Source organism: Dyella ginsengisoli LA-4, from assembly GCF_000334915.1.
GTDB classification, from domain to species: Bacteria; Pseudomonadota; Gammaproteobacteria; order Xanthomonadales; family Rhodanobacteraceae; genus Dyella_A; species Dyella_A ginsengisoli_A.
The window spans coordinates 82,361-98,394 of the sequence record NZ_AMSF01000025.1; the positions used below are offsets into that span (position 1 = coordinate 82,361).

Annotated in this window: 18 protein-coding genes; 8 read left to right on the forward strand and 10 right to left on the reverse strand. The window is 68.2% G+C overall.

The annotated features are described in order from the left end of the window. Positions 1–55 precede the first annotated feature (55 nt). On the forward strand, positions 56–949 hold the full coding sequence (phhA, locus tag C693_RS0107395) for a phenylalanine 4-monooxygenase (RefSeq protein ID WP_017461623.1): 894 nt from the start codon (positions 56–58) through the stop codon (positions 947–949). A gap of 12 nt (positions 950–961) precedes the next feature. On the opposite strand, the gene C693_RS0107400 is transcribed toward phhA, so the two are convergent. The 3 genes from C693_RS0107400 to C693_RS0107410 form a co-directional block, all read right to left on the reverse strand. Beyond that, positions 962–1,657 carry an SGNH/GDSL hydrolase family protein gene (locus C693_RS0107400; protein WP_017461624.1) on the reverse strand — a complete coding sequence of 232 codons (696 nt, stop codon included), beginning with the start codon at positions 1,655–1,657 and terminating at the stop codon, positions 962–964. A gap of 34 nt (positions 1,658–1,691) precedes the next feature. Beyond that, complete coding sequence (locus tag C693_RS0107405) at positions 1,692–2,381, reverse strand: RES family NAD+ phosphorylase (RefSeq protein WP_100243667.1); 690 nt, start codon at positions 2,379–2,381, stop codon at positions 1,692–1,694. Positions 2,382–2,469: 88 nt separating this feature from the next. Continuing rightward, positions 2,470–2,862 (reverse strand): MbcA/ParS/Xre antitoxin family protein, encoded by a 393-nt coding sequence (locus C693_RS0107410; protein ID WP_017461626.1) that lies wholly within the window; start codon positions 2,860–2,862, stop codon positions 2,470–2,472. Between the two features lie 227 nt (positions 2,863–3,089). Between C693_RS0107410 and C693_RS21315 the strand changes: the two genes are divergently transcribed. From C693_RS21315 to C693_RS0107435, 4 genes are read left to right on the forward strand one after another with little or no spacing between them, the layout of a single operon-like run. Next, positions 3,090–3,989: a hypothetical protein gene (locus C693_RS21315; RefSeq protein ID WP_157798571.1), complete on the forward strand. Its 900-nt coding sequence runs from the start codon at positions 3,090–3,092 to the stop codon at positions 3,987–3,989. Next, positions 3,986–4,858: a hypothetical protein gene (locus C693_RS24200; RefSeq protein ID WP_241762645.1), complete on the forward strand. Its 873-nt coding sequence runs from the start codon at positions 3,986–3,988 to the stop codon at positions 4,856–4,858. The genes C693_RS21315 and C693_RS24200 overlap by 4 nt, the downstream gene beginning before the upstream one ends. 20 nt (positions 4,859–4,878) lie before the next feature. Beyond that, positions 4,879–6,288, forward strand: a complete 1,410-nt coding sequence (locus C693_RS22585) for a phospholipase effector Tle1 domain-containing protein (RefSeq protein WP_083868259.1) — start codon at positions 4,879–4,881, stop codon at positions 6,286–6,288. Next, entirely contained in the window at positions 6,285–6,872 is a 588-nt protein-coding gene (locus tag C693_RS0107435) for a hypothetical protein (protein WP_017461632.1), read from the forward strand. The genes C693_RS22585 and C693_RS0107435 overlap by 4 nt, the downstream gene beginning before the upstream one ends. A gap of 20 nt (positions 6,873–6,892) precedes the next feature. Here the strand turns inward: C693_RS0107435 and C693_RS0107440 are convergent, their stop codons facing one another. The 7 genes from C693_RS0107440 to C693_RS0107470 all read right to left on the reverse strand — a co-directional run bounded on the left by C693_RS0107440 (position 6,893) and on the right by C693_RS0107470 (position 12,159). Next, complete coding sequence (locus tag C693_RS0107440) at positions 6,893–8,674, reverse strand: DUF885 family protein (protein WP_017461633.1); 1,782 nt, start codon at positions 8,672–8,674, stop codon at positions 6,893–6,895. Positions 8,675–8,735: 61 nt separating this feature from the next. After that, positions 8,736–9,440 (reverse strand): helix-turn-helix transcriptional regulator, encoded by a 705-nt coding sequence (locus C693_RS0107445; protein WP_017461634.1) that lies wholly within the window; start codon positions 9,438–9,440, stop codon positions 8,736–8,738. A 95-nt stretch (positions 9,441–9,535) separates the two neighbouring features. Next, a complete protein-coding gene (locus C693_RS0107450) occupies positions 9,536–10,162 on the reverse strand; it encodes a glutathione S-transferase family protein (RefSeq protein WP_017461635.1) in 627 nt (208 codons plus the stop codon). A gap of 38 nt (positions 10,163–10,200) precedes the next feature. Next, on the reverse strand, positions 10,201–10,605 hold the full coding sequence (locus C693_RS0107455; protein ID WP_017461636.1) for a GFA family protein: 405 nt from the start codon (positions 10,603–10,605) through the stop codon (positions 10,201–10,203). Beyond that, a complete protein-coding gene (locus tag C693_RS21325) occupies positions 10,602–11,366 on the reverse strand; it encodes an NIPSNAP family protein (RefSeq protein ID WP_017461637.1) in 765 nt (254 codons plus the stop codon). The genes C693_RS0107455 and C693_RS21325 overlap by 4 nt, the downstream gene beginning before the upstream one ends. Next, positions 11,363–11,548, reverse strand: a complete 186-nt coding sequence (locus C693_RS0107465; RefSeq protein WP_017461638.1) for a hypothetical protein — start codon at positions 11,546–11,548, stop codon at positions 11,363–11,365. Before C693_RS0107465 ends, C693_RS21325 begins: the two co-directional genes overlap by 4 nt. Further along, entirely contained in the window at positions 11,545–12,159 is a 615-nt protein-coding gene (locus C693_RS0107470) for a DJ-1/PfpI family protein (RefSeq protein WP_017461639.1), read from the reverse strand. The genes C693_RS0107465 and C693_RS0107470 overlap by 4 nt, the downstream gene beginning before the upstream one ends. 155 nt (positions 12,160–12,314) lie before the next feature. Here C693_RS0107470 and C693_RS0107475 point away from each other — a divergent pair, with 155 nt between their 5' ends. The 3 genes from C693_RS0107475 to C693_RS0107485 all read left to right on the forward strand — a co-directional run bounded on the left by C693_RS0107475 (position 12,315) and on the right by C693_RS0107485 (position 16,034). Continuing rightward, positions 12,315–13,349, forward strand: coding sequence for a class 1 fructose-bisphosphatase (locus C693_RS0107475; RefSeq protein WP_017461640.1), 1,035 nt, complete (start codon positions 12,315–12,317; stop codon positions 13,347–13,349). Between the two features lie 123 nt (positions 13,350–13,472). After that, the gene (locus C693_RS0107480) at positions 13,473–15,512 is read left to right on the forward strand and encodes a S9 family peptidase (RefSeq protein ID WP_017461641.1); all 2,040 of its coding nucleotides are present in this window, start codon (positions 13,473–13,475) and stop codon (positions 15,510–15,512) included. A 138-nt stretch (positions 15,513–15,650) separates the two neighbouring features. Beyond that, positions 15,651–16,034 (forward strand): GntR family transcriptional regulator, encoded by a 384-nt coding sequence (locus C693_RS0107485; protein ID WP_017461642.1) that lies wholly within the window; start codon positions 15,651–15,653, stop codon positions 16,032–16,034.

Consider the following 16,034-nt stretch of genomic DNA (forward strand, 5'->3'; position numbering starts at 1 on the left):
TGCGCAGGTCTGTCCGTATGATGGTGCGCCTGCCATCCCTTTCCGGAGCCACGCCATGGAAAACGCCACGCCACGCCGGGTCGAGCACCAGCAGACCGACCGCGGTTACGTGCCGGTGTACGCCACCGGCGTCGTCGAGCAGCCCTGGGACAGCTACACCGCCACCGACCACGAGGTGTGGAACACGCTGTACCGGCGCCAGCGCGAGCTGCTGCCCGGGCGCGCCTGCGCCGAGTTCCTCGAGGGCGTGGAGCGTTTCGGGATGGGCGAGAACGGCATTCCGAAGTTCGCCGACCTGAACGAGCTGCTGGGCAGGACCACCGGCTGGCAGATCGTGGCCGTGGAAGGCCTGCTGCCGGACGAGGTGTTCTTCGACCACCTGGCCAACCGCCGCTTTCCGGTGAGCTGGTGGATCCGCAAGCCGGACCAGCTCGACTACCTCAGCGAACCGGACCTGTTCCACGACCTGTTCGGCCACGTACCGCTGCTGCTCAACCCGGTGTTCGCCGACTACATGCAGGCGTACGGCCGCGGTGGCATGAAGGCGTTCGGCATCGGCCCCGAAGCGCTGATGAACCTGACGCGCCTGTACTGGTACACGGTGGAATTCGGGCTCATCAACACGCCGGAGGGCCTGCGCATCTACGGCGCCGGCATCGTCAGCTCCAAGGGCGAGTCGATCTACTGCCTGGACTCGGCCGCGCCCAACCGCATCGGCTTCGGCCTCGAGCGGGTGATGAACACGCGCTACCGCATCGACACCTACCAGCAGACCTACTTCGTGATCGAGGGCTTCGAGCAGCTGTTCGACGCCACCCGGCCGGACTTCACGCCGATCTACCAGCGGCTCGCGGCAAAGGCACCACACGCGGCCGGCGACGTGCTGGACAGCGACCGCGTGTTCAACGTCGGCACCCGCGAGGGCTGGGCGACCAACGCCGATACCTGAAACAGGCCGCGCTCAATGGCGCATGGCGGCCTGTCCATGCGCGTCCACCCACGGCTTCACGATGCCGATCCACAGCGCGTAGCCGCTGCGGTTCATGTGCAGGCCGTCCGGGCGGAACCACTTGTCTTGGGGCTGGCCGTCCGGACCGAGCATCGGCGTGAAGATGTCCAGATAGCTCACGCCCGATTGCGTGGCGGCCCAGTCGCGGATCTTCTCGTTGGCTTCGCGAATCTGCGGCAGCAGCGCCTTGCGCGCCATGCTCGGCTTGATCGCGATGAAGGCGATCGGCACGCCCGGATCGACCGCGCGCGCCTTGTGCACGAAATCCTGGAACTCCTTCAGCACGAAGGCCGGGCTGTCGCCGGCGGCGATGTCGTTGTCGCCTGCGTACATCACGATGGCCGACGGCTTGTACGGGGCCAAGATGCGGTCGGCGAAGTACGTGGAATCATTGATCTCCGAGCCGCCGAAACCGCGGTTGATCGTGCGCACCTCGGGGAAGTCGCTGGCCAGCGTGGTCCAGAAACGGATCGAGGAGCTACCGATGAACAGCACCGCGCCCGGTGCCGGCGGCTGTGCCCGGTCGGCCGCTTCGAAGGCGGCGATGTCCTTGCTCCAGATCGTGTGGTCGTTGGCGGCATCGCGCTCGTGGGCGATCCCCAGTGCGGGCAGCAGGGCGAGCAGTGACAGCAGTATCCAGCGGGGCATGAGGGTCTTCCTGGCCGGTCGGGGAATCCGAACCCTAGCGCGCGCGAGGCAACTCCGACACCCTCAGCACGGTGGCGATGCGCGCGCCGTCCCAGCGGTACACCAGGTGCTCGGACTGCACGCAGGGGGCCAACAGGTCGGGATAGAACACCGCCGCGCACTCGCCGCCCGGATGCCGCACGCTGTCGTAGACGATGCCATTGGAGCCGTCCGCGCGCAGCGTGCGCGCCAGCGCCACGCTGGGGCCGTAGTCGTCGGCATCGTGCATCTGCGGCCAGCCGCCGCGCAGGTCGTGCAGGCGGCCGGTGATGCTGGTGCGGTAGCAGCGCATCGGGATCTCGCACGGCGGCTCGGCCGTCGCCGCGAGGAAGCGCTCGCGGTGGTAGACCGTTTCCTCCACCGCCGTGGTCACGCTGTGCCCGGCGTAGAACACGCCCCAGCTGCCGTCGGAGAAGCGGCTGCCTTCCGGGTTGAGGTGGGTGAACGCGGCCATCACCGGCGTGCTGCCCGGCCCGCTGATGCGGCGCGTCTTCGGCACCAGCTTCAGGGCGTCGGCCTCCTCGCGCAGACGCGGATTGGTCAGCGCCTCGATCGCGAACACCGCGTCGAGATCGGCTGGATCGGCGATGCGGTCGAACAGCCCGACCGGCGGGAAACGGCTGGGCACGATGCGATAGGCATGGCTCCAGCGGATGCGCTTGATCGGGGGCATCTCGGCGGTCACGTCGGTGCTCGGCAGGGACTCGGTGAAGGACGTCGGAAAGGCTGGCAGCGCGGCGTCTCCCCGGTCGCGACCGGCGCCACGGCGCGGCTCACCCGCGCTGCGCATCCAGGTACTGGCGCACCACGAACAGGTCCGCCACGTTGCCCGACAGCATCCGCTCCAACGCCGACTGGCCGCCGAACAGCGCCGCCTGGTTCGGCTTGCGCAACCAGGCATCGGCCTGGGCCGGATCGGGAAACAGGATCTGCAGCGCCTTGAAGATGCCCAGCAGGTAGCTGATGCGCTCGATCACGTCGCGCCCGGGGCTGCCGTCCTGCTCGCGCTTCCACTTGTAGAACGTGGACTCCGGCGGATCGCCCAGCAGTTTGCGCTGCTCGACCACGCGCAGCTTCCACACCTCGGCCAGCCGGAAAAAACTGCGCAGGGCCGGGCCGCCGAGATCGGCCAGATGCAGGGTCGCCGCTTGCGGACTGGAAACCATACGATGTTCCTATATGGAGCTTGTGTGCAATTTACTCCACATATGAAGTCATGGACACCGGGCCCGCGTGGGGTATGCCGCACGCCGTTCAGGCACGTCATCGCCGCACGATGACCCGAAAACCGGCATGCGCTCACAGCGCCAGGGATTTTCCATCGCCTACCATGCTTCCACACGGATCTGGCCCGCGGGCCGGATCATCCCCTGCAAGGACCCAGGGAGACTCCATGCCAAGGAAGCACGCAGCGCTCGCCCTACTGCTGGCCATGACCGGATGGCTGCCGATCCGGTCGCAGGCCGCAACCGCGCCGGTGACATCGACCCGTGCCACCCGCCCGGTGTCGACGTCATCAACGACGGGCACCCACGATCGTCTTTTCGTTGCGCTGTTCGATTGCAGCTGGAAAAAGGCGCGCAAGGGACCCACCGAGCCCACCACCGTAGCCTGGATCCACCAGCAGCTGATCCGGGGTACGGCGCCCAAGTCGATTGGCACCGGTTACGTAAGCACCGACTGCGCCCACGACAATTGGCTGACCCTGGACAAGCATGGCGAAGCGTTTGCCGGCACCCGGCTTGCCGCCATGTACAAGCAGCTCTCGGTGCGGTCGGAAGCGTGGCTCAGGGAGGACCCCGATGCCCGGATCAGCCTGCTGATCGTCGGTGGCAGCTGGGGCGCCCTGCAGGGCGCCGAATTCACGATGATGGTCGACGTGCTGGGGTTGCATTCCCCCACGGGTGAAGTTCTTGTGCCACCGCACCGGACAGCCCAGGCTCTTGCCCTGCTGGCCCCTACCGGCTACTTGCCGCCAGAGCTGCACCTGCCCCCCTCGGTGATTTCCGGCTTCCAGCTCAGCGCGACGGACGAGAAACGCCCTGATTTCCAGTCGCTGCCGATCCTCGGTGACGGGCGCTCGAGCGACGGACGCTTCATCAGCCTGCCGGTTCCTGGTTCGCTTTCGGACGTCTGCGGCGGCTACCGCCTGAATGGGCTCTCCACACGTGCCGCCAACCTGCTGATTCAATACATCAACCGGCTCAGCACCGTGCCACTGCTCAGCGAGCAGCCCGAGCCGGACGATCCGCGGATGAACGTGGTGCATCGTTCGGAGGAGGAAGGCCCGTGAAATCTTTCCGTTCTGCAGCCTGGCCGTTCGAGGCGGCCGCGCAAGCCAGGCCCGTTCAAGTGCCGGATCTTCCGGATCGTGCCTCGTACACCCGCATGTCCGGGATCGAGGCTCCCGCGAGCCGAGGATCGGGTTTGATTCACGCAAGCAGCGGATACGTGCCAGCCCATCCTTCATCGCTCTCGCCCAGGCCGGCCAGCAGGCTGGGCAACTTCCCGTCCAGCTCGCTCTGCATGAGTGCACCGACGCGAGACGGGAGGGGGGCGAGCCGCTCGTCGAACCTCTCGCGCGTACTTGCCGCATGCTTTGCCCTTCTCCCCCTTTCCGGGTGCATCCAAGCCATGACCCAAACGCCCGTCGCACAACACATGGTCAACGGCAATCTTCTGCCGTTGCGATTCAAGATCCACAGCTTCTCGGCGTATGCGTTCAATACGTTGAAGTGCAAGGTCATCTACTTCAACGAGGACTTCACGGCGGAAGACGCCGACAAGCCCTCCGGCCCGCCCCCCGAGGGCGACTACCGCTCCACCTGGGGCTTTGGCTCCTACAGCGGCATCCGCAACTTCCCGGGCCCGGTCGAAGTGACCTGGACCTCGCTGGATGGGCAGGACCATCACGCGTCGATCGATCTGGCGGAGATCTTCAAGGGCGAAGAGATACTGCATCGCGTGCCCGACGAGGAAATCCCCGACGGAATGTATCCGCAGGGTCTCTATCTCGACCCGGGCATTTTTGTCGAAGTGAACGACCGGACGATCAGCGTGTACATGAAGGCGATGATCCCCACAAAACACCTTCAGATTCCTGGGAACAAAAACAGCAACACCAGACACGATCTGATGCTCGCCTGGACTCACACGTACTGATCTGACGGGAGTGCCAAGGAATGGCAGAGAAGCATCAAATGCAACCGGATGGTTTTCTCGGCGACGGGGTTACGTTCTATCCAGCCAACAGCACGCGGTTGGCCATGTACGAGAGGGCTCGGGAGCAGCTGACCAAATTCGAGGAGCCCGTGCTTATCCACGCTGGAAATCCTCACGAATATCTCTTTGTTGCCGCCCTTGATGGAACGGGTAATGACGTCAACAAAGATCCCGAACACGCCACGAATGTAGCCCGGATACGGCAAGCGATCGCAACGCATACATCCGAGCATCCGAATATCCGGGTTGACTATGTTGCTGGCGCAGGCACCCAGAGCAATGCCCTCAAGCGCGCAATAGATGGTGCCGACGGCTACACCTGCGAAGAACGCGCTGAGCTCATGTACAAGAAGTTTATCGAGCAGGCCAAGGAGTGGCATGAGGCTGATCCGGATGCTCAGATTTCCATCGCTTCAATCGGCTTCAGCCGGGGAGCAGATGAGGTCGCCATCTTTGCTCGCTTGGTGCACGAACGTGGTATCCAGGACCCCGCTGGCGCCAAATACACCTACACCTCCGACGGTCTGGTGAAGCAAGTCGAGTACACCCTGCCTCCGCTGGTGCAACCCGGCCAGGTCGCACAGGCGGTGGCGTTGATGGATCCGGTCGGTACCGGCAGCGAGGTGCGCAACGACGACCGACGGCTGCCGCCAACGGTGATTTCCGGCATCCAGCTGACCTCTACGGACGAGCGACGCTGGCTATTCAAGTCAGACCACATCATCGATCCGGGCATCACCCCGGACGGCCGCTTCGCCGGTATCTACGTGCCGGGCGCACATTCCGACGTGGGCGGCAGCTATCACCGCAATGGCCTCTCCAACCGGGCCGGCAACCTGGTGATCGACTACCTCAACGGCCTCAGCGACCAGCCGTTCCTGACCAAGCAGCCAGAGCCGGACGATCCGCGACTCAACGTGGTCCATCGGTCCGAAGAGGGCATGTTCATCTATCGCATCACGCCGAAGGTCGACCGGCTCAAGCCCGAGGGCTATCGCGAGCTGCTGGTGCCTCGCCGCGATATCGGCAAGGTCGCCGATCCGTTCAACAACGAGCCGCGCGACGAGACGGTCAACGCGCGCTACCCGCGCCAGGCGATGCCGAATGGCCCGGTACCCGACGCACCCGCGGCCTTGGTCGGTCCCCAGGCGCAGTCCGTATCCGCGGAAGTCGATCGCATGCTCGCGTCCGCACGTGCAAACGACTGGTCAGGCTTTCGGCAAGGCACCGAACGCTTCGCGGCCCTGGACCCGGGCCAGGCATTGCGCCAGGAGGCTCGCGCAACCGTGGACAAGCAGATGCAGACGCGGGAATCGCCGCCGCAAAGGCCCGATCTTCCGGTCACTCCATCCCAAGGCTGGCAACGATGAACGCGCCGGGCCCTCTGCAGCCGGCCGAAGTGGCTGGCCTGATCAGCAAGACCGCCGTGCTGATGGAGCAGTTCGACCGCCGCTGCGGCGAGATCGAGCAGCGCCTGCTTACGCATTCGGGCGAGCTGGAGCGGTTGAGCCAGCAGGTGCCGGCGATCGTGCGGCAGTCGGCGGACGGCTCGCTGCACGCGCTGCCGGGGCTGGTGATGGACCGGCTGGGTGGCGGCCTGGAACGGCCGGTGCAGGACTACCAGCAACGCCTGCATCGTGCCGGCGGCGAACTGGAGACCGCAGCGCTCAAGCTCGGTGGACAGATCGAACGGCTGCAGCGACTACACCGGCTGCTGCTGTGGAAGACGGTCGCCGCCGTGGCAGCCTGTCTGGCTCTGCTGCTGGCCGGCGGTGCGTGGCTGTCGCTGCACTATGCGGGTGTGATCGAACAGAACCGGCTGTCGGCCGAACTGCTGCAGGCCTACAACCGCGCCGACGTCACGCTGTGCGACGGGCGCCTGTGCGCCAACGTCGAGACCCGCGGCAAGCGCTACGGCGAGCGCGGCCAGTACGCCCCGGTCGCACCCCGCTGACGTCGCTCACCGCGGACCATTCAACCGGCCGGCCTGGACTTGCAGTCGCAGCCGTAGTCCGGCTCCGGGCCGCCGTCGGCGATGAACCGGTCGATGCGCTTCTCCAGCACCGGCAGCGGCACCGAGCCGATCTGCAGCACGGTGTCGTGGAAAGCGCGCAGCTTGAACTTGTCGCCCAGCGCCTGCTCCGCCTTGTGGCGCAGCTCCAGGATCTTCAGGTAGCCGATCTCGTAGGACAGCGCCTGCGCCGGCCAGCTGATGTAGCGGTCGACCTCGTTGGCAATCTCGCGATCGGACAGCGCGGTGTTCTTCGTCAGGTAATCGATCGCCTGCTGGCGGGTCCAGCCATCGTGGTGGATGCCGGTGTCCACCACCAGCCGGCAGGCGCGCCACATCTGGTAGGTGAGGTAGCCGAAGCGCTCATAGGGCGTGTGGTAGATGCCCATCTCGTTGCCGAGGTACTCGGCGTACAGCGCCCAGCCCTCGCCATAGGCGGAGATGTAGCCGTCGCGGCGGAAGGCGGGCTGGCCGCGTTGCTCGGCGGCCAGGGCCAGCTGCAGCGCATGGCCGGGCATCGACTCGTGCAGGGTCAGCGCCGGCATGTTGTAGAGCGGGCGCGACTTCAGGTCGTAGGTGTTGACCAGGTAGGTGTCGGCACCACCGCGACCGGAGGTGTAATACGGCGCGATGTCGGCCGGCACCGGCTCGATCGCGAAGCGTTGGCGCGGCAGCCGTCCGAAGAACTTGCCGAGCTGGCCATCGACCTGCTTGGCCACCCAGGCCGTGCGCATCAGCAGCTCGTCCGGGGTCTTGGCGTAGAACTGCGGGTCGGTGCGCAGGAAATGCAGGAACTCGGGGAAGCTGCCCTTGAAGCCGGTCTGCTTCATCGTTTCCAGCATCTGCGCGTGGATCTTCGCCACCTGCTCGAGGCCCAGCTGATGGATCGCCTCGGGATCCAGATCCAGCGTGGTGTACTCGCGGATCTGCTGGCGATAGAACGCCTTGCCGTCCGGCAGCGCCTCGGCCGCCAGCGTGGTGCGCGCCTGCGGCACGTATTCGTTGCGGAAGAACGCCAACAGCTTCTGGTAGGCCGGGATCACGTCGTCGCGCACGCGGCGCAGCGCCTCGCCCTGCAGGGCCTGCGCCTGGTCGGTGGAGAAGCTGTCCGGCAGGTGCTTGAACGGCGCGTAGAAGCTGCTGTCGGTCGGATCGGCGAGGTCGGCGACCGCGGCGATCGACACGTCGCGCCCGTCCAGCACTGCCCGCGGCACGCTGAAGCCACGCTTCAGGCCGGCGCGCATGTTGGCGATCTGCTGGTCGAAGTAGGCGGGGATCTGGCCGAGCCGGTCCAGGTAGTGCTCGTAGTCGTCGACGCTGCGCAGGTGATCGTCGTGCAGTTCGTAGCCGATGTCGCCCCAGAACGAGGAGTCGCTGTTGAACGGCATCTGCCAGACCTTGAAGCGCTGGTCGGCGAGCAGGTTGGCGATCTGCGCGCGGTAGACCTCGTAGTTCACCCGCTCGCCGGGCGACAGTGCCTGCAGGTCGATCGCATCCAGGTCCTTCAGCACCTGCTGCCAGCGCTCCAGCCTTGCCTGCTGGGTCGCCGCATCGACGCTGTCCAGGCGGCCGTCGCCGGGGACGGCCTCGCCCGAGCTGCTGATGCCGCTCTGCCCGGTCCGCCATGCCCACTCCTGCGAATAGATCGCATGGAAGCGTGCATCGGCATCGTTCGCCTGTGCGCCGGCCATGACGGGGACCAGGCCCAGGACCGCGGCCAGCAGGCCGCCCAGCAGGTACTTCATCGAGACGTTCCCTCCGCGGATCAGTCGGTGATCTTCGCAGAGATTGCGCGCAATGCCAGCGTCAATCCATGCCGGCGTAGTAACTGCGCATCGCCGTGAGGTAGGCGTCGAGGTTGTGTTCCGGGCGGTCGGCGAAGCATTCGCCGGTCTCGCCCAGGCCAGCGATGCGGTCCGGCCGGAAGTTGCGGAAGTCCCGGCGCAGCCGGCACCAGGTGCCCAGGGTCCAGGCGCCGCCCCAGAACGCCAGGCACAACGGTTCGACTTCGCGCTCGCTGGAGCGCCCGGCCTCGTCGCGATAATCCAGCCGCAGCACCTGGCGCCCCTCGATGGCCGCGTGCAGCCGGTCGATGCGGGCGGCGAACGCGGCCTGCGCCTCGTCGCGCCAGACCGGCGCATAGATGCGCGTACGGGAAGAGCGCTCGCGCAGCTCCGGCGGCAGCACCGCCTCGATCTTCATCAGCGCCGCCTGGGCGCCGGCAGACAGCCGGTCGCCGGCGAACGCCCGCACGAAGCGCGTGCCGACCACCAGCGATTCGAGCTCGTCGGCGGTGAACATCAGCGGCGGGATGTCCGCGCCCTTGCGCAGCACGTAGCCGACCCCGGCTTCGCCCTCGATCGGCACGCCGGACAGCTGCAGGTCGGCCACGTCGCGATAGACCGTTCGCAGCGAGACGCCCAGGGTGCCGGCCAGCGAACGGGCCGGCAGCGCGGTGCGGCGGCCGCGCAGGGCATGGATGATGAGGAACAGGCGGTCGGCGCGGCGCATCCGCACATGATGCCCTGCCCCCGGTCGCAGCGCCTGCGACGTCGGTCATGCCGGTCCGCGCGGATTCCTGCCCGGACCGACCGGCAACCCATGGCTCAACCCTGCTGCGCGGCGTAGTCGGCGTCCTTCGCCAGCGCCCGCTGCATCGCCGGACGGGCGAGGACGCGATCGATGTAGCCGCGGATCGCCGGGTGCTCCGGCACCAGCTGGAACTTCGTGGTCCAGTTAAGGGCGGTTCCCCACAGCACGTCGGCTGCGGTGAAACGCTCGCCGAACAGCCAGGGACCGGTCGTCAGCTGGGCCACCAGGGTGTCGTAGACCTGCTCCCAGGTGCCGTAGGGCGAAGTCGATGGCGCCGCCGGTTCGCGCTTCATGGCGCGATCGACGATCGCCGGCTCGAAGCACGAGCCGTAGAACACCAGCCAGCGCAGATAGGGGCCGCGCAGCGGGTCGCCGATCGACGGCGCCAGGCCCTTTTCCGGATACAGGTCGGCCAGGTAGATGAAGACCGCGGGCTGCTCGGCCACCAGCGCACCATCGTGGAGGATTGCCGGCACCTTGCCCATCGGGTTGATCGCCAGGTAGTCCGGTGCCCGCTGGGCGCCGGTCTTCAGGCTGAGCAGATGCAGGTCGTAGTCCACGCCCAGTTCCTCGAACAGGGCGAGCGTGCCGCCGGCGCGGGTCTGCGGGGCGTAGAAGAAGGTGACTCGGGGCGTGGTCATGGCGGGCGATCCCTCGTGGTGATGGCTCGGCGATGGTTTCACAGGTGGCGGGTTTCCGCCGACGGGTGCATCCAGTCGTTGTCCCGGCCGTTGCTGTAGCGCAGAGGTGCGGCGATCAGCGCCTGCGGCTCGACATCGTCCAGGCAGGCCAGGTTGATGCTCAGGAAATCGCCGCCGAGCACGTCCAGGTGGCCACGCCCGAACGGATGCACGCCACAGTGGCGGCAGAACAGGTGATGCATCGAGCGCGTGCCGAACTGGTAGTCCGACAGCTCCTCTTCGCCGCGGATCAGGCGGAACGCATCGGGCCGCACGATGACGCCCCAGGCCCGGGTCTTGCTGCAGATCGAGCAGTTGCAGCGACCGGTGCCCTCGGCCAGGTCGATGTCGGTTTCGAACGCGACGGCGCCGCAGTGGCAGCTGCCGTGATAAGTGGTCTTCATGCAGGTGTCTCCATGGAAGGTTCGACGCGTCGCGTCGCCATGTGGCCGCGCAGCAGGGACCGGGGTGTCGGCGCCAGGCGCAGCAGCTGCGGCGGCCCGGCCAGCCGGCGCGTCCACGCCTGCAGGGGGTTTTCCTCCGCCTCGGCCAGCAGCATCGCCGGCCACGGTGCGATGGCCGCCGGCGGATCGAACAGGCCGAACCAGACGAACACCGGCTCGTTCTCCCGCACCGGCAGGCGCGGAAAGTTGTTCGGCGCCGTTTCGCTCAGGCCACTGCCCAGCACCCGCAGGCCACGAGCCGCCAGCCACGGGCGGATCTCGTCGTCGAACGCACGGGCCAGCGTCGTACCGACCATGGCCTCGACCGGGCAGACCATGGCCGCCAGCCAGCCGGGAGGCCCGGCACGTCCCGGGACCGGCCGGCTCGCCCCCGGCAGGTCGAGCGGTTGCCAGGGACGCAGCAGCAGCACATCGTCCGAATCGATCATGGTGGCGTTGGCCGCGTCCCGGTGGTGATGCCAGACCGGGCCGTCGTAGAACGCGCCCAGCGCCCGTGCCCGCGTCGCCATGTCGGCAAAGCCGCGCAGCCAGACGAAGCGGTCCGGATCGTCCAGGTCGCGGAACTGGCCCGGCAGCACGATGCCCAGCGCCTCCTGGGACTCGACGAACTCGCGTTCGAACAACTCCACCAGGCGCTCGCGCTGGCCCGCGCGCAGGGTGTACTGGCGCAGCTCGAGCACGCCGATCGCCGGCGCGCTCATCGGCGGCTCCTTCCCGGGCGCAGCAGCAGGGCCACCATGGCGAAAAGATGCGCACGCTTCGGACGCGCCGGGTCTTTCGTGGGGACCTCGCGCGGCGCCTGGATCCAGTGACCTTCCGTCAAGGTACCGCGCAGCCGCAGCGGGCCGTAGGCACGGATCACGCGTTCGAACCGGGTGCTCATGCCACCGCCTCCTCCACCGGTTCGCCCACGCACCAGGGCGGCAACTGCGCGTGCTTGAACAGGCGGTACCAGTGTTCGCGGTCGCTCGGGTTGTAGAGGTCGAGCGTGCGGATCACCTCGCGGGCGAATTCCACGCTGCCCAGGTGACTGGCGGTGATCACGCCGCCGTCGCTGACCGCCAGGACCTCGCTGTCGTACTGGCTGGCACCGGCGTAACCGGGTATCTGGGCGAGCTGCCCGGCCCAGTTTCCGGTGTGGCGGCAGTCATCCAGCAGGCCGGCACGGGCCAGCGCCAGCACGCCGCTGTCGATGCCGGCGACCGGGGCACCGCCGGCGTGGATCTCCGCCACGAGGTCGACCGCCGGCTGCCCTTCCCCGCGCTGCCACAGATGCCCGCCGGGCACGATCACCAAGGCCGCGCGCTGCGGGTCGACCTCGGCCAGGGTGGTGTCGGGCTGCACGGTCAGCCCGCCCATCGAGGTCACGGCCTCCGGGCCGAAGCCGACCGTCCGCACCTGCCAGTCGCCCGGGCGACGCACCTCGCACAGGGCCAGCGCGGCCTGCCAGTCGGCGAAGCCGTCGAACACCAGAACATGAACCGTATCGCGCATGGGCTTGCCCTCCGTGGGTGGAGCGCAAGCATGGTCCCGGGCTGCTGCCAACGTGCTGTCAGCAGCCCGACCGTTCGGGGCGGATAGTGAGTGCCGGCTGGCGTGGCCCCGGCGCGCACGGGACAATGGCGGTCCTTTTCCGTCACGGAGACGCCATGAAGCCCGTTTCGCTGATCCAGTTCCTGATCGAGGAACGCCGCGCCGGCCACATCAACGCGGAGCTGTCGCTGCTGATCGAGGTGGTGGCGCGCGCCTGCAAGCGCATCAGCGTGGCGACCAACAAGGGTGCGCTCGGTGGCGTGCTCGGCATGGCCGCCGGCGAGGGCGACGCGGCCAGCATCAACGTGCAGGGCGAGGCGCAGAAGAAGCTGGACGTGATCTCCAACGAGATCCTGCTGGAGGCGAACGCCTGGGGCGGCCACCTCGCCGCCTGCGCGTCGGAGGAGATGGAGGATCCGCAGCCGATCCCCGACATGTACCCGAAGGGCAACCACCTGCTGCTGTTCGATCCGCTGGACGGCAGCTCGAACATCGACGTGAACATCTCCGTCGGCACGATCTTCTCGGTGCTGCGCTGCCCGGACGGCGTGACCGAGCCGAAGGCCGAGCACTTCCTGCAGGCCGGCACCGAGCAGCTGGCCGCCGGCTACGTGGTGTACGGCCCGGCCACGGTGATGGTGCTGACCTTCGGCCACGGCACCCATGAGTTCACCCTGGACCGCGAGGTCGGCAGCTTCGTCCTCAGCCGGCGCGACATCCGCATCCCCGAGGCCACCGGCGAATTCGCCATCAACATGTCCAACCAGCGCCACTGGGAGGCGCCGATGCAGCGCTACATCGGCGAGCTGCTGGCCGGCAAGGACGGCCCGCGCGGGCGCGACTTCAACATGCGCTGGGTCGCCTCGATGGTGGCCGACGTGCACCGCATCATCACCCGCGGCGGCGTGTTCTTCTATCCGCTGGACGCCAAGATCAGGGCCCAGGGCGGCAAGCTGCGGCTGATGTACGAAGCCAACCCGATGGCCTTCATCGTCGAGCAGGCCGGCGGCGCGGCGACTACCGGCCGCGAGCGCATCCTCGACGTACCGCCGGGTGCCCTGCACCAGCGTGTGCCGGTGTTCCTCGGTTCCCGCGAGGAAGTGGAGCGTGCGACCCACTACCACCGCGAGGCCGACGGCCTGCGCGGCTGACCGCACGGCGCGGGCGTTCCGCAGGGGTTTGCGAAGCGCCCGCGCCATGGCTTGCAGCACTTGGAGCGGTGCCCCGCGCGCTGCTAGGTTCGAAGGCTTCTCCACCCGCCGAGAGAGCCGCCGATGTCCCGAGTCTCCCTGCTGCCGCTGGCCCTGCTGGCCGGCCTGACCCTGCCGGCCTTCGCCGGCACCGCGCCGGTCGATCCGCGCATCGACCATCTGCTGACCGAGCTGGGCAAGGTGCGCGGCATCCACGGCGTGCAGCTGTCGCCCGACGGACGCCAGCTGGCCTGGGTGGTGGACACCGACGGCGAGCCCGCGGTGATGCTGGCGAAGGCCAATGGCCGCGACGCCCACCGCCTCAACACCCGCGACGCGGCCGGCAGCTGCCGTGAATCCAGCCTCGCCTGGGCGCCGGATTCGCAGCACCTCGCGTTCCTCTCCACCTGCGCCAGCATCGGCGCGGGCAAGGGCCACCCGGCCGTGGTGGTGGCCGACACCCGTGGCGCGGCCGCCCCGGTGAAGCTGGCCGCACTGGATGGCTACGCCCGCGCGCTGCGCTGGTCGCCCGACGGCCGCGAGCTCGGCTTCCTCTACGTCGAAGGCGCCACCCGTGCCGCCAGCGCGGTGGCCGCGGCCAAGCCGGCCGCCGGCGAGATCGGCGTGGACGGGCTGGAGGTGCAGCGCATCGCCGCGGTGCCCGCCAGCGGTGGCACCGTGGAGATGCTCACCCCGGCGTCGAGCTACGTCTACGAATTCAGCTGGTCGCCAGACAGCCGCCAGCTCGCCTACGTCGCCGCGCCGGCGCCCGGCGACAACAACTGGTGGATCGCCAGGCTGTACGCGCAGGAGGCGAAGGCCGGCGCCGAGCCCCGCGCACTGGTCGACACGCGCACCGTGGAAGGCCCGCTGCACGGCCTGCAGATGGCGCTGCCGCGCTGGTCGCCGGACGGTTCGCGGATCGTCTTCATCGGCGGCCTGATGAGCGACCAGGGCGCGACCGGCGGCGATCTCTATGCCGTGCCCTCGACCGGCGGCGCGGTCACCGCGCTGACTCCGGGCATCAAGGTCACCCCGGTGTGGTTCGGCTGGACCGGGGCCGACCGCCTGCTGGTGGCGCAGATCCGCAACGGCCGCAGCGAGGTGGCGCCGTACGCCATCGACGCCCGCCACGCCACGGCGCAGGCGCCGCTGTTCGCACTGGACGCCAGCCTCGGCGACGGCACCGCGGCGATGGGCCTGTCGCTGTCGGCCGACCATGCGAAGGTCGCGTTCGCGCAGAGCTCCTACGCCGCCGCGCCGGAAGTGCATGCCGGCCGGCTGGGGCGCACGCCGCCGCCGGCGGTCACCGCGATCAACGCGGCGCTGAAGCCGTCGTGGGGCAAGGCCGAGTCGGTCGAGTGGGACAACGAGGGCCGCCACGTGCAGGGCTGGCTGCTGTACCCGGCACACTACGACGCGAAGAAGTCCTACCCGATGATCGTCGCCGTGCACGGCGGTCCGGCCAGTGCCGTGCTGCCGCGCTGGCCGGCGGTCGGCTTCGGCGGCGTGCCGTTCTCGGCGCTGGACTACTTCGTGTTCATGCCCAACCCGCGCGGCAGCTACGGCCAGGGCGAGGCCTACGTGCAGGCCAACCGCAAGGACTTCGGCTACGGCGACCTGCGCGACATCCTCGCCGGCGTCGACACCATCGAGAAAAAGCTGCCGGTGGACGACAAGCGCCTGGGCCTCACCGGCTGGAGCTACGGCGGCTTCATGAGCATGTTCGTGCCGACCCAGACCCAGCGCTTCCGCGCGGTGGTCGCCGGCGCCGGCATCTCCGACTGGCAGAGCTACTACGGCGAGAACCTGATCGACCAGTGGATGATCCCGTACTTCGGTGCCTCGGTGTACGACGATCCGGCGGTGTACGCGAAGAGCTCGGCGATCCACTTCATCAAGCAGGTGAAGACGCCGATGCTGATCGTGGTCGGCGACCGCGACGCCGAATGCCCGGCCCCGCAGTCCTTCGAGATGTGGCACGCGCTGCGCACGCTCGGCGTGCCGACCTCGCTGGTGGTGTACCCGAACGAGGGCCACCACTTCGTCGACCCGGCGCACCAGCGCGATGTGCTGCAGCGCGCGCTGATGTGGTTCGAGAAGTACCTGCCGCCGGGCGGCTGAGCCAACCGACCGGGCCGGATGAAGCACAGGGGCGAGTCGCAAGACTCGCCCTTTTTGCAAGGGGCGCGCCCGGCCTCCCCCGGCCCTGCCACGAGTCACGCTTGACGACGACCCATGTGTATTGATGTACTGATACACATGGACGCATCGCTGCTTACCATCCAACCCGCCTCGGCCGAGCCGATCTACCGGCAGATCGTCGAGCAGCTGCGCCGCCTGATCGCCGGCGGCCAGCTCGCCGCGGGCGACCTGCTGCCCTCGGTGCGCGAGGTGGCGGCGTTCCACGCGATCAACCCGATGACCGTCTCGCGCGCCTACGGCATGGCCGAGTCCGAAGGCCTGCTCGAGCGACTGCGCGGCAAGGGCATGGCGGTGGCTGCCACCACGCGGCCGACACAGACGCAGGCACAGCGGCTGGCTCTGCTGGAGCCGCAGCTGCTGGCGCTGGCGCGCCACGCCCGTGAACTGGAACTGCCCGCCGCGGCGGTGCTGCGGCGGCTCGGCCGCCTGCTGGAGGACTGA

Excerpts from the sequence above, each read along its gene's own strand:
- C693_RS0107450 (WP_017461635.1), bottom strand. The coding sequence starts at position 10,162 with ATGACCACGCCCCGAGTCACCTTCTTCTACGCCCCGCAGACCCGCGCC.
- C693_RS0107485 (WP_017461642.1), top strand. The coding sequence starts at position 15,651 with ATGGACGCATCGCTGCTTACCATCCAACCCGCCTCGGCCGAGCCGATC.
- C693_RS0107445 (WP_017461634.1), bottom strand. The coding sequence starts at position 9,440 with ATGCGCCGCGCCGACCGCCTGTTCCTCATCATCCATGCCCTGCGCGGC.
- C693_RS0107400 (WP_017461624.1), bottom strand. The coding sequence starts at position 1,657 with ATGCCCCGCTGGATACTGCTGTCACTGCTCGCCCTGCTGCCCGCACTG.
- C693_RS0107475 (WP_017461640.1), top strand. The coding sequence starts at position 12,315 with ATGAAGCCCGTTTCGCTGATCCAGTTCCTGATCGAGGAACGCCGCGCC.
- C693_RS0107470 (WP_017461639.1), bottom strand. The coding sequence starts at position 12,159 with ATGCGCGATACGGTTCATGTTCTGGTGTTCGACGGCTTCGCCGACTGG.
- C693_RS0107435 (WP_017461632.1), top strand. The coding sequence starts at position 6,285 with ATGAACGCGCCGGGCCCTCTGCAGCCGGCCGAAGTGGCTGGCCTGATC.
- C693_RS0107465 (WP_017461638.1), bottom strand. The coding sequence starts at position 11,548 with ATGAGCACCCGGTTCGAACGCGTGATCCGTGCCTACGGCCCGCTGCGG.
- C693_RS21315 (WP_157798571.1), top strand. The coding sequence starts at position 3,090 with ATGCCAAGGAAGCACGCAGCGCTCGCCCTACTGCTGGCCATGACCGGA.
- C693_RS0107455 (WP_017461636.1), bottom strand. The coding sequence starts at position 10,605 with ATGAAGACCACTTATCACGGCAGCTGCCACTGCGGCGCCGTCGCGTTC.
- C693_RS0107410 (WP_017461626.1), bottom strand. The coding sequence starts at position 2,862 with ATGGTTTCCAGTCCGCAAGCGGCGACCCTGCATCTGGCCGATCTCGGC.
- C693_RS0107440 (WP_017461633.1), bottom strand. The coding sequence starts at position 8,674 with ATGAAGTACCTGCTGGGCGGCCTGCTGGCCGCGGTCCTGGGCCTGGTC.
- C693_RS22585 (WP_083868259.1), top strand. The coding sequence starts at position 4,879 with ATGGCAGAGAAGCATCAAATGCAACCGGATGGTTTTCTCGGCGACGGG.
- C693_RS21325 (WP_017461637.1), bottom strand. The coding sequence starts at position 11,366 with ATGAGCGCGCCGGCGATCGGCGTGCTCGAGCTGCGCCAGTACACCCTG.
- phhA (WP_017461623.1), top strand. The coding sequence starts at position 56 with ATGGAAAACGCCACGCCACGCCGGGTCGAGCACCAGCAGACCGACCGC.
- C693_RS0107480 (WP_017461641.1), top strand. The coding sequence starts at position 13,473 with ATGTCCCGAGTCTCCCTGCTGCCGCTGGCCCTGCTGGCCGGCCTGACC.